Raw genomic sequence first — 14,086 nt, forward strand, 5'->3', positions numbered from 1 at the left:
CCCCCCCCCCCCCCCCACATTTCTGGACTGTGCCTTTAGCCCGGTGTCCGATTGCGCCGGGTCTCGATGATGTTCGGCAACTGGGAAATCCGCCCCAGCAACCGCCCCAGTGCATCCAGCCCCGGAATCTCGATGGTCAGGGACATCAGTGCGGTGTTGTCCTCCTTGTTCGAGCGGGTGTTGACCGCCAGCACGTTGATCCGCTCGTTGAGCAGCACCTGGGACACGTCACGCAGCAGGCCGGAACGGTCGTAGGCGCGGATGATGATGTCCACCGGGTAGGTGAGCACCGGCACCGGGCCCCAGCTGACCTGGATGATCCGCTCCGGTTCGCGACCAGCCAGTTGCAGCACCGAGGCGCAATCCTGGCGGTGAATGCTCACGCCACGGCCCTGGGTGATGTAGCCGACGATCGCATCCCCCGGCAGCGGCTGGCAGCAGCCGGCCATCTGGGTCATCAGGTTGCCCACACCCTGGATCTGGATGTCGCCGCGCTTGCCGGGCTTGTAGCCGGTGGCCTTGCGCGGGATCAGTTCCAGTTGCTCGTTACCGCGTTCCGGCTCCACCAGTTGCTGGGCGAGGTTGACCAGTTGCGCCAGGCGCAGGTCGCCGGCGCCAAGGGCGGCGAACATGTCCTCGGCGGTCTTCATGTTGGCTTTTTCAGCCAGCTTGTCGAAATCCACCTGCGGCAGGCCGAGGCGACTCAGCTCGCGCTCAAGCAGGGTCTTGCCGGCGGCGACGTTCTGGTCGCGGGCCTGCAGCTTGAACCAGTGGACGATTTTCGCCCGCGCTCGCGAAGTGGTGATGTAGCCCAGGTTCGGGTTCAGCCAGTCGCGGCTCGGCGTGCCGTGCTTGCTGGTGATGATCTCGACCTGCTCGCCGGTCTGCAGGCTGTAGTTGAGCGGCACGATCCGCCCGTTGATCTTGGCGCCACGGCAGTTGTGGCCGATCTCGGTATGCACCCGGTAGGCGAAGTCCAGCGGCGTCGCGCCCTTGGGCAGGTCGATGGCGTGGCCGTCGGGCGTGAAGATGTAGACCCGGTCCGGTTCGATGTCGACCCGCAGCTGTTCCGCCAGGCCGCCGATGTCACCCAGTTCCTCGTGCCATTCCAGCACCTGGCGCAGCCAGGAGATTTTCTCTTCGTAATGGTTGGACCCGGACTTGACGTCGGTGCCCTTGTATTTCCAGTGGGCGCAAACCCCCAGCTCGGCTTCTTCGTGCATGGCATGGGTGCGGATCTGCACCTCAAGCACCTTGCCTTCCGGGCCGATGACCGCGGTGTGCAGCGAGCGGTAGCCGTTTTCCTTCGGGTTGGCGATGTAGTCGTCGAATTCCTTGGGAATGTGCCGCCACAAGGTGTGGACGATCCCCAGCGCGGTGTAGCAATCGCGCATCTCCGGGACCAGCACGCGCACGGCGCGAACGTCGTAGATCTGGCTGAATTCCAGGCCCTTGCGCTGCATTTTGCGCCAGATCGAATAGATGTGCTTGGCCCGGCCACTGATATCGGCTTCCACGCCGGTGGCTTGCAATTCCTCACGCAACTGGGTCATGACATCGGTGATGAAGCGCTCGCGATCCAGCCGTCGTTCGTGCAACAGCTTGGCGATCTGCTTGTATTGGTCGGGCTCCAGGTAGCGGAAGGACAAGTCCTCCAGCTCCCACTTGATGTGACCGATACCGAGACGGTGGGCCAGCGGCGCGTAGATGTCGAACACCTCACGAGCGACACGATTGCGCTTTTCGTCGTCGGCGGACTTCACGGCGCGGATCGCGCAGGTGCGCTCGGCCAGCTTGATCAGCGCGACACGCACGTCGTCGACCATGGCGACGAGCATCTTGCGCAGGTTTTCCACCTGGCCCTGGGTACCCAGGACCATGGACTGGCGCGGGCTGAGGCTGGCGCTGATGGCCGCCATGCGCAACACGCCGTCGATCAGCTTGGCGACCACGGTGCCGAAACGCTGGTTGACCATCGGCAGCTGGATCTGCCCTTCGCGCACGCCACGGTAAAGTACCGCGGCGACCAGCGAGTCCTGGTCGAGCTTGAGGTCGGCGAGGATTTCGGCGATCTCAAGGCCCGTCTGGAAACTCGAGGTGCCTTCGGACCACAGGTTCTTCGCCGCGTTGTGTTGCTGTTCCGCCTCGCGAGCGAACTCGCAGGCGGCTTTCAAGGCTTCGCGATCCAGTGCCGGATCGATACTGACCGCGTGATCGAGCCAAGCCTCGAGATTGATACTGCCGTCGGTGTTGATCGGCTGGTGTGCTCTCACCTGTACCATCTTTACTTACCTTCCCTATGACGCAGATTCAATGCGTCGACATCGCTGACCTTCGTTGCCCGTGTTTCCGCCCAGGGCTGTGGCGGGTCGGCACGAACGGGTCAGTCGGACAAGCCATCCTGGCTCGCTTCAAATAACGCCATGGCCTCGACATGCGCCGTCTGAGGAAACATATCGAGAATCCCGGCACGTTTTAACCGGTAGCCCTGCTTGATCAATTCGACCGTGTCCCGGGCCAAAGTTGCCGGGTTGCACGACACATAAACCAGCCGCCTGGCACCCAGCGAGGCCAGCTTGCGCACCACCTCGAAAGCACCATCACGGGGTGGGTCCAAGAGTACCGCAGAAAAGCCTTCGCCGATCCACTCGGCACCCGCCAAAGGCTGGGATAAATCGGCCTGAAAAAAGGCAGTGTTATGCAAATTGTTGCTGAGTGCGTTCGCCGCCGCGCGCTCGACCATGGTCTGCACGCCCTCCACCGCCACCACCTCGCGCACCTGCCTGGCGAGCGGCAAGGCAAAATTGCCTAGGCCACAGAACAGGTCCAGCACCCGGTCCTCGGGGCGAGGCGCCAGCCATTGCAGCGCCTGGGCGACCATCGCCTGGTTGACGGCGGCGTTCACCTGGATGAAATCCCCCGGCCGGTAAGCCAACTCCAGATCCCAGGTTTCCAGGCGATAACCCAGGGCCTGCCCCGGATCGACCGGTTGCGGCTCGCCTTCGCCATGCAGCCACAATTGGGCTTGGTGGAACGCGCAGAAATCCTTGAGGATCGTCAGGTCGGCTTCCGACAACGGCGCCATATGCCGCAGCAACAACGCCAGGGACGAGCCGGCGAACAACTCGACATGGCCCAAAGCCTGAGGTTTACCCAAACGACGAAGCAGTTCCGGCAAGCGGCTCATGATCGGTTGCAAGGGCTGTACCAGCACCGGACATTCGCCAATGGCTACGATGTCCTGGCTGCCGACGGCACGGAAACCCACTTCAAGCTTTTTCGCTTTCTGGTCCCAACGCACCGCCACCCGGGCGCGACGTCGATAGCCGAATTCCGGCCCGCTCAACGGCGCGGCCCACTCATCCGGCTCAACTCCGGCGACCCGCGACAGTTGCTCGGCAAGCATGCGCTGTTTCAGGGCGAGCTGTTCGCCGTGGGGCAAATGCTGGACGCTGCAGCCGCCACAGCGACCGGCATGCACGCAGGGCGCTGCACGACGCAGTTCGCTGGAGGAAAACACCCGTTCGGTGCGGGCCTCGACCACTTTGCCGTGGGCACCGAGCACCCGCGCCTCGACCTCTTCGCCCGCCAGGGCGCCGATGACGAACCAGGTCCGCCCGTCGACAAACGCAATGCCGCGGCCATCGTTGGCCAGGCGCTCAATGGTCAGGCGCTGCTTTTTTCCGGTGGGCACTTGCGGGGCCCGGCTTCCGCCGCTGGGCTGGAAGCGCAAGCCTCTTTCTTGCTTGGCCATCAGTTGGGCGCGTCGAAGATGCCGGTCGACAGATAACGGTCGCCACGGTCGCAGATGATCGCGACGATCACTGCATTTTCCACTTCCTTCGACAAACGCAACATGCCCGCCACGGCACCGCCCGAAGACACGCCGCAGAAAATCCCTTCTTCACGGGCCAGGCGACGGGTCACGTCCTCGGCTTCGCTCTGGGCCATGTCGATGATCCGGTCCACGCGATCGGCCTGGTAGATCTTCGGCAGATACTCCTCCGGCCAGCGGCGAATGCCCGGGATGGCCGAGCCTTCCATCGGTTGCAGGCCGATGATCTGCACGTTCGGGTTCTGTTCTTTCAGGTAGCGTGAAGTGCCCATGATGGTGCCGGTGGTGCCCATCGAGCTGACAAAATGGCTGATCGTGCCGTCGGTCTGGCGCCAGATCTCAGGGCCGGTGGTGGTGTAGTGGGCCTCTGGGTTGTCGCCGTTGGCGAACTGGTCCAGCACCTTGCCCCGGCCCTCGGCCTGCATCCGCTCGGCCAGGTCCCGGGCGCCTTCCATGCCCTCTTCCTGGGTCACCAGGATCAGCTCGGCGCCATAGGCCGTCATCGCCGCCTTGCGCTCGGCGCTGGAGTTGTCGGGCATGATCAGGATCATCTTGTAGCCTTTGATCGCCGCCGCCATCGCCAGGGCGATGCCGGTATTGCCGGAGGTCGCCTCGATCAGCGTGTCGCCGGGGCGGATCTGCCCGCGCAATTCGCCACGGGTGATCATCGACAGCGCCGGCCGGTCCTTGACCGAACCCGCCGGGTTGTTGCCTTCGAGCTTGAGCAAAAGCGTATTACTGGTCGCGCCAGGCAGGCGCTGCAAGCGAACCAGCGGAGTATTGCCGACGCAATCGGCGATGGTTGGGTACTGCAAAGTCATGGCGTATTCGCAATCCGGGCTGCGGGGGCGCCTATCATACCGGCAAACCCGGCGAGGCCATATCACGCAAAGTGTGGTGGTTATGGCTTATGGGAATAAGCAGCCACCGCCTCCGTGGAGAGGGAGCTTGCTCCCGCTGGGTGACGAAGTCGCCCCATTCGGGTTTTGTGGGTGTGTCAGGCAGTTTGCAGGGGGCCGCTGCGCGCCCCAGCGGGAGCAAGCTCCCTCGCCACGGAGGCGGTGGCTGCTTGGCAGGCCATTAAATGCAGATTCAATCGCAAGCCCTTCCTGCCATTCTGCGCCCACAGCCGCCCACCCTGGCGCGCCAGCGCATTGCGGGCGATGCTCAGCCCCAGCCCGAAACCGCCGTCTCCCGGGCGAGAACCATCGAGACGGGTGAACGGGTCGAAGATCCGCTCAAGATCCTGCCTGGCCACGCCACCGCCTTCGTCTTCAAGCCACAGCAGCCAGAAACCGCCCTCACGTCGACCGTCCAGCCGGACCACGCCGCCGGGCGGCGAGTGACGGATGGCGTTGCGCAGGATGTTTTCCAGCGCCTGCGCCAAGGCGTTGAGATTGCCCTGAACCCAGCAATCGGCATCGACGGTGCATTGCAGTTGAGCGCTGGGCCAGCCGCTTTCGTAACAGGCGTTCTCCGTGAGCATCTCCCACAAGGCCTGCACCTGGATCGCCTCAACTGCCAACGGCGCGCGTTCGGTGTCGAGCCAGGCCAGTTGCAGAGTGTCTTCGACCAATCGCCGCATACCCTCGACTTCCCGGGCAATACGCTCGCGCAACTGGTCCAGGTCCTGCTCGCTGTCGCTGGCGACTTGCAGGCGACTCAGGGGCGTGCGCAGCTCGTGGGACAAGTCGCGCAGCAGTTGCTGTTGCAGCGCGACGGTCGATTGCAACCGCTCGGACATGTGATCGAAGGCGCGACCCAGCTCGCCCAGTTCATCGGCACGCTCGGTGGTACGGCTGGACAGGCGCACGCCCAGCTGATCGGCCCGCCAGGCATTGGCCTGTTCGCGCAGTTGATTGAGCGGCACCACCAGCAAGCGGTACAGCCCGACACAGAGCAACAGGGTGAAAAGTCCGGGAATCACGCCGTTGGTCATCGCGCGCCAGAACCATTGGTACTGCCCCGGCAGGAAACGCTCGGGCAGTTCGATCACCAGGCTGCCGACGGAGGGCTCGCCGGGGAACGGTACCCGCAGCCACGGTCGTCCCTTTTTGTGGATCGGCCAATCGAGGCCGCGCAGGAAGGTCAACCGTTCGACCTGTTTCTCGGTCAACGGCTGGCCGCTCAGCGATTGCAGATCAGGGCCGATCACCCCAACCCAGCTGGCCTCGCGCGGCTGCATGCCTTGCAACCAGCGGTCCACCCCCGCCTGTCGGCCGGACCGCCAGGCGTGCTCGGCCTCGGCGGCGTAACGCGTGAGGGTGCTGCGAGCTTCGTCCGAAAGGAACTGGTTGCGCTCCTCCATATAGCGGCCCCAGGACCAGCTCAGCCAGATCATCAGCAGACAGAACGCCACCAGCAGGCACGCCAGTTTCCAGAATAGCGAATGCCGGCCGGGCAGATCAGACCACTTCATCGACGGCACTCCACACGTAGCCTTTGCCCCACACCGTGCGCAGTTCCCGCGCGGTGTAGCCGATAGCCTTGAGCTTGCGGCGGATCTGGCTGACATGCATGTCCAGGCTGCGATCATGCAGCGCATAGCCGCGCTGCAGCACATGCTGATAGAGGAACGCCTTGCTCAGGACTTCGCTGGCGCTGCGGTGCAGGACGTCGAGCAAACGATATTCGCTGCGCGTCAGGCCCGCCCACTGACCCTGGACGCTTACGTCGCTGCGTTCCTCATCAAACTCCAGGTCCTGCGCCTGGGGTAGGGTCGTCACTTCGACCGGACGTCGATCCAGCGCCACCCGACGCAGGATGGCCTCGATGCGCACGCGCAACTCCGCCATGCTGAACGGTTTGGGCAGGTAATCGTCAGCGCCGAGGCGAAAGCCGCTGATACGATCCGCTTCCGCGCCCAGGGCAGACATCAGCAAAACCGGGGTCGCATGGCTCCTGCGCAGACGGGTCAGCACCGCGAGGCCATCCAGCCCGGGCAGCAGGATGTCCATCAGCACCACGTCGAAAGCCTGCCGGCAGGCGATGTCCAGGCCATCCTGGCCGTTCTGGCACCAGGTCACTTCGAAGCCGCTGCGGCCCAGGTGTTCATGGACATAAGCGCCCAGCACGGGGTCGTCTTCGATGGCAAGGATGCGCGGCGGAACAGCGGGGATGGGATTCATCAGTATCTGCAAACAATTCTCAGTTGGGCGATTATTCAAGATCGGCATCCGCCAGGCAACCGCCGCGTATCGCCACGGCACAAGGCCAGCAGCCCGGATGCGCAACGACATGAATTTTACGAAGAAGGCTCGCCTGCAAATCGCTACACTGCGCAGATGTTGCGCGCCGGATGCGTGCAAAGCTCAATCGAACCGCTGGATGCAGGAGACAAGTGTGCTCAAGAAACTGGGAATCAAAGGCCGGGTGCTGCTGCTCACCCTGCTGCCGACCACCTTGATGGCGCTGGTCCTGGGCGGTTATTTCACCTGGATGCAGCAATCGGACCTGCACGCTCAGTTGCTGCAACGCGGCGAGATGATCGCCGAACAACTGGCCCCGCTGGTCGCCCCGGCCATGAGCCGCCAGGACATCGAGCTGCTGGAACGCGTCGCTACCCAGTCCCTCGAACAAACCGACGTTCGCGCGGTGACCTTCCTCGCCCCCGACCGCATGCCGCTCGCCCACGCCGGCCCGACCATGCTCAACCGGGCGCCGGAGGGCAACAGCAGCCAACTGCTGCAACGCACCGGCAACGACGCCACACGCTACCTGTTGCCGGTGTTCGGCAAGCATCGCAACCTGGCCGGCGAACTGATACCCGAAGAAGCCGATCGTCTGCTCGGTTGGGTCGAACTGGAGCTGTCCCACAGCGGCATGTTGCTGCGCGGTTACCGCAGCCTGTTCGCCAGCCTGCTGCTGATCGCCGCTGGCCTGGGTTGCACCGCCCTGCTGGCCCTGCGCATGGGCCGCACCATCAATCGACCGCTGAGCCAGATCAAGCAAGCCGTGGCGCAGCTCAAGGACGGTCATCTGGAAACCCGCCTGCCACCGCTGGGCAGCCAGGAACTGGATGAGCTGGCGTCGGGCATCAACCGCATGGCCGGCACTTTGCAGAACGCCCAGGAAGAATTGCAGCACAGCATCGACCAGGCCACCGAAGATGTGCGCCAGAACCTGGAAACCATCGAGATCCAGAACATCGAGCTGGACCTGGCCCGCAAGGAAGCGCTCGAAGCGAGCCGGATCAAATCCGAATTCCTCGCGAACATGAGCCATGAAATCCGCACGCCGCTCAACGGCATCCTCGGTTTCACCCATTTATTGCAGAAAAGCGAGCTGACCCCGCGCCAGCTCGACTACCTGGGCACCATCGAAAAATCCGCCGACAGCCTGCTGGGCATCATCAACGAGATTCTCGACTTCTCGAAGATCGAGGCCGGCAAGCTGGTGCTCGACAGCATCCCCTTCAACTTGCGGGACCTGTTGCAGGATACCCTGACCATCCTCGCCCCCGCCGCTCACGCCAAACAACTGGAGCTGGTGAGCCTGGTCTACCGTGACACGCCGCTGTCGCTGGTGGGCGACCCGCTGCGGCTCAAGCAGATCCTCACCAACCTGGTAAGCAACGCCATCAAGTTCACCCGTGAAGGCACCATCGTCGCCCGCGCCATGCTCGAAGACGAGCACGAAGACAGCGTGCAGTTGCGCATCAGCATCCAGGACACCGGCATCGGCTTGTCCAGCCAGGACGTGCGGGCGCTGTTCCAGGCCTTCAGCCAGGCCGACAACTCCTTGTCCCGGCAGCCCGGCGGGACCGGTCTGGGCCTGGTGATTTCCAAGCGGCTGGTGGAGCAGATGGGCGGTGAGATCGGCGTCGACAGCACGCCGGGCGAAGGCTCGGAGTTCTGGATCAGCCTACGCCTGCCCAAGACCCGTGACGACGCCGAAGACCTGCCCGGCCCACCGTTGCTGGGGCGCCGTGTGGCGGTTCTGGAAAATCACGAGCTGGCCCGCCAGGCCTTGCAGCACCAGTTGGAAGACTGCGGATTGCAGGTGACGCCGTTCAATACCCTGGAAAACCTCACCAACGGCGTCACCGTCGCGCACCAGACCGACCAGGCGATTGACCTGGCCGTGCTCGGCATCACCAGCAACGACATGCCGCCGGAGCGTCTCAACCAGCACATCTGGGACCTCGAGCACCTGGGCTGTAAAGTGCTGGTGCTGTGCCCCACCACCGAACAGACGCTGTTCCATCTCTCGGTGCCCAACCCCCACAGCCAATTGCAGGCCAAGCCGGCCTGCACCCGCAAGCTGCGCCGATCGCTTTCCGACTTGGTCAATCCGCGCCCGACCCGCAACGAACCCAATGAACCGGTGGCCAGCCGCGCCCCCAAAGTGTTGTGCGTGGACGACAACCCGGCCAACCTGCTGCTGGTACAGACCCTGCTCGAAGACATGGGCGCCCGGGTCCTGGCGGTGGAAAGTGGCTACGCGGCGGTCAAGGCCGTGCAGAAGGAAACCTTTGACTTGGTCCTGATGGACGTACAGATGCCCGGCATGGATGGCCGCCAGAGCACTGAAGCGATCCGCCAATGGGAAAGCGAGCGGCATTGCACGCCTCTGCCGATCGTCGCCCTCACCGCCCATGCCATGGCCAACGAGAAGCGCGCCCTGTTGCAAAGCGGCATGGATGACTACCTGACCAAGCCCATCAGCGAGCGGCAATTGGCTCAGGTCGTGCTCAAATGGACCGGCCTGGCGCTACGCAACCAGACCCCGGATCGGGGCGCTGACGCTCAGGGCAGCAGCGAGCTGCTGGTGCTTGACCATGAGGAAGGCCTGCGCCTGGCCGCCGGCAAGGCCGACCTGGCGGCGGACATGCTGGCGATGCTACTCGCCTCCCTTGAAGCCGACCGCGAAGCGATCCGCCAGGCCAGCGAGGCCAACGACCAAACGGCCCTGATCGAACGGGTCCATCGCCTGCACGGGGCCACGCGCTACTGTGGCGTACCACAACTGCGCGCAGCCTGCCAACGCAGCGAAACCCTGCTCAAGCAGCAAGACCCGAGGGCTGCCGCAGCCCTGGAAGACCTGGACCGTGCCATCAACCGGCTGGCCAGCGAGGCGCGCATCAGCGCCTGACCCAGCGCAATGGTCAGCGACGCAATGGCTGTTAAGCTCGGTTCATCCCAGCGCCAGGAGGCCGTCATGCGTGCAATTCTATTCAGCAGCCAGACCTACGATTGCGACAGTTTCAGCAAGGCGGCGTTACCCGCCGGCCTTGAATTGCAATTCCAACCCGCACGCCTGAGCCTGGACACGGTAGCCCTGGCCGTACGGTACGAGGTGGTGTGCGCCTTCATCAACGACGACCTGAGCGCGCCGGTGCTGGAACGACTGGCGGCCGGCGGCACCCGGCTGATTGCCCTGCGCTCGGCCGGTTTCAACCATGTCGACCTGCCCGCAGCCAAGCGTCTGGGGTTGAGCATCGTCCGGGTGCCGGCCTATTCGCCCCATGCGGTGGCTGAACATGCGGTGGCATTGATCATGGCCTTGAACCGCTGCCTGCACCGCGCCTGCAACCGCACCCGGGACGGCAATTTCAGCCTGAATGGCCTGACCGGCTTCGACCTGGTGGGCAAGACCGTGGGCGTGGTCGGCACAGGACAGATCGGCGCGACTTTTGCCCGGATCATGGCCGGTTTCGGTTGCCAGTTGCTGGCCTACGACCCGTTCCCCAACCCTCAGGTCGAAGCCTTGGGGGCCCGCTACCTGCCTTTGGCCGATCTGCTGGCGCAGGCGCAGATCATCAGCCTGCACTGCCCGCTCAACGACCAGAGCCGACACCTGATCAATGCCGACTCCCTGGCAACCCTGCAACGCGGCGCCATGCTGATCAACACCGGACGCGGCGGCCTGGTGGATACACCGGCACTGATCGAAGCGTTGAAAAGCGGCCAGCTGGGTTACCTGGGGCTGGATGTCTACGAGGAAGAGGCCGAGCTGTTTTTCGAGGACCGCTCCGACCTGCCGTTGCAGGACGATGTGCTCGCGCGGCTGCTGACCTTTCCCAATGTCGTGGTGACCGCCCATCAGGCATTCCTGACTCGCGAAGCATTGGCCGCGATTGCCACCACTACCCTCGACAACATCGCCGCCTGGGCGGCTGGCGCTCCGCAGAACCTGGTGGATGGCTGACTCATCCCTGTGGGAGCGAGCCTGCTCGCAAAGACGCTGTGTCAGCCACACATTGGCCGACTGAGGCGCCGCTTTCGCGAGCAGGCTCGCTCCCACAGGGGGATTTCGTCGGCCCGTCCCGCTTGTAGGCGATGCCCAAGCCAGCCCCCGTGCTAGCATGTCGCGCCTATCTGGAGGACCCATGGCCGAACACGATTTTCGCTACACCCTGATGAACCCGCAGCACACCTTGACCGAGGTCCGCGCCCTGGCGCCGGGCCGTTACCAGGTCACCGGCAATGGCGGCTCGATCCAGGCCAACGATGTATTGCTCGTCACCCTCAAGGGCAGCAAGGACCTTTCCATGCGCCTGACCGTCGACACCGTTCGCCATCTGCTTAAGCCGATGGGCCAATGGACCGCCATGACCACCGGTCCGGTGTTTGGCGAACTGGCGATCCACACCTGGCAGGTCAAGTGCGACCAATGCGCCAAGGAACTGAGCTTCGAGTTCGCCGTCGATGCCAAGCTCGGCAGCAAGGCCCAGAAACCGGCCGCCAGCGCACGCATTGCCGAGCTGGGCTGGACGACTGACGGGGAGAAACACCGCTGCCCGAAATGCCAGGAAGCCGCCTGATGAAACATCTGGTCCTGGCCACGCTGATCGGTGCCAGCCTGATGGGCTGCGCCGCCGATCCGGTGCAATTGCAATACAACCGCAGCTACATCCTTGAATGGATCGGCGAGCGGCCGTTGATGGATTACAGCCACCTGACCATCACCCTCGACGATGACGGTCGTGCCTACGGCAATGCCGGCTGCAACCACTGGTTCGCGCCCTACACTCTGGAAGGCGATCGCTTGAGTTTCGGCCGGATCGGCAGCACCCGCAAACTCTGCGCCCCGGCGTTGATGGAGCAGGAGACGCGTTTCTTGCAGGCGCTGGAGAAGGTCGAGCGCTGGGACATGTCGCCCATCGGCCAGACACGTTTCTGGCCGGCCCAGGGCAAGCCGTTGCGCTGGTGGCTGGAAGAGGGTTGAATCCTGTGGGGCCCGTGGCGGGGGAGCTTGCTCCCTCGCCACAAAAAGCCTGCCTCGTCACGGGGTGCTATTTCAGCGCTTGCAAAGCCGCCAACCTGGCCATCACCGCCGCCGCCGTCTGCTCTCCCAACAATTGTTCACGCACCTTGCCCTGGGTATCGATGATGTACGTCACCGGCAGCCCCTCACTGCGCGGGATATCAAAGAACTCGGCCGGATCCCGGGCCAGTACGGTGAAACGGATGCCCAGCTTCTCGCTGGCGCTCTTAAGCTCTTCGCCTTGCACCTGATCGAAGTTGACCCCGAAGACACCTACGTTGCGTCCCTTGAGCTGTTCGGCCAAGGCATTAAATTCGGGGATTTCAGTGCGACACGGCGCGCACCACTCGGCCCAGTAGTTGAGCACCAGCCATTGTTTGTCCAGCCGCTGCGCGGCAATCGGCTGGCCGTTCTGGTCCACGCCGTAATCATTGCCGCAGCCGGCGAGCAACAAAATGCCGATGAATGTCAGTGCCGCCGCCAATCGCCTTGCCATGTGCCGATCCTTGTCTGAATGTGAACAACTGCGCGACCCATCAGGTGCTAGGGGCCTCGCAGCACAGTAGAATAGCCGCCACCTTACGCAAGATGCGACCCGCTCATGACTGATCTGACGCTTTATCACAACCCGCGCTGCTCGAAATCCCGCGGTGCGCTGGAACTGTTGCAAGCCCGTGGCCTGGCGCCCACCGTGGTCCGCTACCTCGAAACCCCGCTTGACGCTGCGCAGCTGGAGCGGCTGCTGGGCAAGCTCGGCATCGATGCACGCCAGTTGTTGCGCACCGGCGAAGATGAATACAAGAGCCTGAACCTGGCCGACGAAAGCCTGAGCCAGGCGCAGTTGATCGCCGCCATCGCTGCCCATCCGAAACTGCTGGAACGGCCGATTCTCGAAGCCGGCGACAAAGCGGTGATTGGCCGCCCACCGGAGAAAATCCTGGAGATCCTGCCGTGAGCACGCCCTATATCCTGGTGCTGTATTACAGCCGCAGCGGCTCTACCAACGAAATGGCCCGCCAGATCGCCCGCGGCGTCGAGCAGGCCGGACTGGAAGCCAGGTTGCGCACGGTGCCGGCGATCTCCACCGAGTGCGAGGCGGTGGCGCCGGATATCCCCGAACAGGGCCCGCTCTACGCCAGCCTCGATGATCTGAAGAACTGCGCCGGCCTGGCCCTGGGCAGTCCGACCCGCTTCGGCAACATGGCCGCGCCGCTCAAATACTTCCTCGACGGCACCAGCAACCTCTGGCTGACCGGCGCCCTGGTGGGCAAGCCGGCCGGGGTGTTTACCTCCACCGCGAGCCTGCATGGCGGCCAGGAAACCACGCTGCTGTCGATGATGCTGCCCCTGCTGCACCACGGCATGCTGATCACCGGCCTGCCCTACAGCGAGTCAGCGCTGATCGACACCCAGGGCGGCGGCACGCCCTACGGCCCGAGCCACCACGCCGGCGCCGACGGTAAAAGCGGCTTGAATGAACACGAAGTCGCCCTGTGCCGGGCCTTGGGCCTGCGCCTGGCAAAAACCGCTTTGTTGCTGGAGAACGGCCGTGGCTAAGAAGCCGAAGATCCTGCCGCCGATCGAGTGGCTGGAGCCGCGCGTGCACATCGCCCGTAACCTCAGCCTGTTGTGCTTTTTCGGCCTGGTGGGGCTGCTCAGCGGGTATTACCTGCTGATCGCCGACCTGCACGGCGCGCGCCCCTGGGTGATTCTGCTGATCGAACTGGTGCCGCTGCTGATACTTGCGCCGGGCATGCTTAGCGGCAGCGCACGCGGGCATTCGTGGATGTGTTTCGTGGTGAACCTGTATTTCATCAAGGGCGCGCTGGCGGCCTACGATCCGAACCGACAGTGGTTCGGCGTGCTGGAGATGGCGGCGAGCGTGGCGCTGTTCTGCTCGGCGTTACTGTATGTGCGCTGGCGGTTCCAGTTGAACCGGCGGCTGGCCGGCGAAGGCGAGATCTCGGTGGCCTGAGAAACCGCCTTCGCGAGCAGGCTCGCTCCCACACTGGATTTGTGAACACCCCAGATCCAGTGTGGGAG

General features: G+C 63.9%; 13 protein-coding genes. 7 read left to right on the forward strand and 6 right to left on the reverse strand.

Annotated elements, in window-relative coordinates:
• Window positions 1-35: 35 nt before the first annotated feature.
• The 5 genes from relA to ACE04F_RS22155 all read right to left on the reverse strand — a co-directional run bounded on the left by relA (window position 36) and on the right by ACE04F_RS22155 (window position 6,963).
• Window positions 36-2,282, reverse strand: a complete 2,247-nt coding sequence (gene relA, locus ACE04F_RS22135) for a GTP diphosphokinase (protein WP_486109933.1) — start codon at window positions 2,280-2,282, stop codon at window positions 36-38.
• Between the two features lie 101 nt (window positions 2,283-2,383).
• Complete coding sequence (gene rlmD / locus ACE04F_RS22140) at window positions 2,384-3,754, reverse strand: 23S rRNA (uracil(1939)-C(5))-methyltransferase RlmD (RefSeq protein ID WP_486109934.1); 1,371 nt, start codon at window positions 3,752-3,754, stop codon at window positions 2,384-2,386.
• Window positions 3,754-4,656 carry a cysteine synthase CysM gene (gene cysM / locus ACE04F_RS22145; RefSeq protein WP_305499413.1) on the reverse strand — a complete coding sequence of 301 codons (903 nt, stop codon included), beginning with the start codon at window positions 4,654-4,656 and terminating at the stop codon, window positions 3,754-3,756. The genes rlmD and cysM overlap by 1 nt, the downstream gene beginning before the upstream one ends.
• A gap of 176 nt (window positions 4,657-4,832) precedes the next feature.
• Complete coding sequence (locus ACE04F_RS22150) at window positions 4,833-6,254, reverse strand: histidine kinase sensor domain-containing protein (protein WP_486109935.1); 1,422 nt, start codon at window positions 6,252-6,254, stop codon at window positions 4,833-4,835.
• A complete protein-coding gene (locus tag ACE04F_RS22155) occupies window positions 6,241-6,963 on the reverse strand; it encodes a response regulator transcription factor (RefSeq protein WP_486109936.1) in 723 nt (240 codons plus the stop codon). The genes ACE04F_RS22150 and ACE04F_RS22155 overlap by 14 nt, the downstream gene beginning before the upstream one ends.
• A 214-nt stretch (window positions 6,964-7,177) precedes the next feature.
• On the opposite strand from ACE04F_RS22155, the gene ACE04F_RS22160 reads away from it, so the two are divergent.
• From ACE04F_RS22160 to ACE04F_RS22175, 4 genes are all read left to right on the forward strand, one after another.
• Entirely contained in the window at window positions 7,178-9,928 is a 2,751-nt protein-coding gene (locus ACE04F_RS22160) for a response regulator (RefSeq protein ID WP_486109937.1), read from the forward strand.
• A gap of 66 nt (window positions 9,929-9,994) precedes the next feature.
• Complete coding sequence (locus ACE04F_RS22165; RefSeq protein WP_486109938.1) at window positions 9,995-10,984, forward strand: 2-hydroxyacid dehydrogenase; 990 nt, start codon at window positions 9,995-9,997, stop codon at window positions 10,982-10,984.
• A gap of 181 nt (window positions 10,985-11,165) precedes the next feature.
• On the forward strand, window positions 11,166-11,600 hold the full coding sequence (locus tag ACE04F_RS22170) for a hypothetical protein (RefSeq protein WP_486109939.1): 435 nt from the start codon (window positions 11,166-11,168) through the stop codon (window positions 11,598-11,600).
• Window positions 11,600-12,004: an META domain-containing protein gene (locus ACE04F_RS22175; RefSeq protein ID WP_486109940.1), complete on the forward strand. Its 405-nt coding sequence runs from the start codon at window positions 11,600-11,602 to the stop codon at window positions 12,002-12,004. Before ACE04F_RS22170 ends, ACE04F_RS22175 begins: the two co-directional genes overlap by 1 nt.
• A gap of 67 nt (window positions 12,005-12,071) precedes the next feature.
• Here the strand turns inward: ACE04F_RS22175 and ACE04F_RS22180 are convergent, their stop codons facing one another.
• On the reverse strand, window positions 12,072-12,539 hold the full coding sequence (locus tag ACE04F_RS22180) for a TlpA disulfide reductase family protein (protein WP_486109941.1): 468 nt from the start codon (window positions 12,537-12,539) through the stop codon (window positions 12,072-12,074).
• Between the two features lie 105 nt (window positions 12,540-12,644).
• On the opposite strand from ACE04F_RS22180, the gene arsC reads away from it, so the two are divergent.
• Genes arsC through ACE04F_RS22195 form a run of 3 tightly spaced genes read left to right on the forward strand, consistent with a single transcriptional unit; the run spans window position 12,645 to window position 14,018 of the window.
• Window positions 12,645-12,998: an arsenate reductase (glutaredoxin) gene (arsC, locus tag ACE04F_RS22185; protein WP_486109942.1), complete on the forward strand. Its 354-nt coding sequence runs from the start codon at window positions 12,645-12,647 to the stop codon at window positions 12,996-12,998.
• The gene (gene wrbA, locus ACE04F_RS22190; RefSeq protein ID WP_434572410.1) at window positions 12,995-13,600 is read left to right on the forward strand and encodes an NAD(P)H:quinone oxidoreductase; all 606 of its coding nucleotides are present in this window, start codon (window positions 12,995-12,997) and stop codon (window positions 13,598-13,600) included. Before arsC ends, wrbA begins: the two co-directional genes overlap by 4 nt.
• On the forward strand, window positions 13,593-14,018 hold the full coding sequence (locus ACE04F_RS22195; protein ID WP_486109943.1) for a DUF2069 domain-containing protein: 426 nt from the start codon (window positions 13,593-13,595) through the stop codon (window positions 14,016-14,018). The genes wrbA and ACE04F_RS22195 overlap by 8 nt, the downstream gene beginning before the upstream one ends.
• Window positions 14,019-14,086 lie beyond the last annotated feature (68 nt).

The organism is Pseudomonas sp. AGC41 (genome assembly GCF_057334555.1).

What these genes read in the sequence shown, in the direction of transcription:
- relA (WP_486109933.1), bottom strand. Translation starts at nt 2,282, where the DNA reads ATGGTACAGGTGAGAGCACACCAGCCGATCAACACCGACGGCAGTATC.
- rlmD (WP_486109934.1), bottom strand. Translation starts at nt 3,754, where the DNA reads ATGGCCAAGCAAGAAAGAGGCTTGCGCTTCCAGCCCAGCGGCGGAAGC.
- cysM (WP_305499413.1), bottom strand. Translation starts at nt 4,656, where the DNA reads ATGACTTTGCAGTACCCAACCATCGCCGATTGCGTCGGCAATACTCCG.
- ACE04F_RS22150 (WP_486109935.1), bottom strand. Translation starts at nt 6,254, where the DNA reads ATGAAGTGGTCTGATCTGCCCGGCCGGCATTCGCTATTCTGGAAACTG.
- ACE04F_RS22155 (WP_486109936.1), bottom strand. Translation starts at nt 6,963, where the DNA reads ATGAATCCCATCCCCGCTGTTCCGCCGCGCATCCTTGCCATCGAAGAC.
- ACE04F_RS22165 (WP_486109938.1), top strand. Translation starts at nt 9,995, where the DNA reads ATGCGTGCAATTCTATTCAGCAGCCAGACCTACGATTGCGACAGTTTC.
- ACE04F_RS22170 (WP_486109939.1), top strand. Translation starts at nt 11,166, where the DNA reads ATGGCCGAACACGATTTTCGCTACACCCTGATGAACCCGCAGCACACC.
- ACE04F_RS22175 (WP_486109940.1), top strand. Translation starts at nt 11,600, where the DNA reads ATGAAACATCTGGTCCTGGCCACGCTGATCGGTGCCAGCCTGATGGGC.
- ACE04F_RS22180 (WP_486109941.1), bottom strand. Translation starts at nt 12,539, where the DNA reads ATGGCAAGGCGATTGGCGGCGGCACTGACATTCATCGGCATTTTGTTG.
- arsC (WP_486109942.1), top strand. Translation starts at nt 12,645, where the DNA reads ATGACTGATCTGACGCTTTATCACAACCCGCGCTGCTCGAAATCCCGC.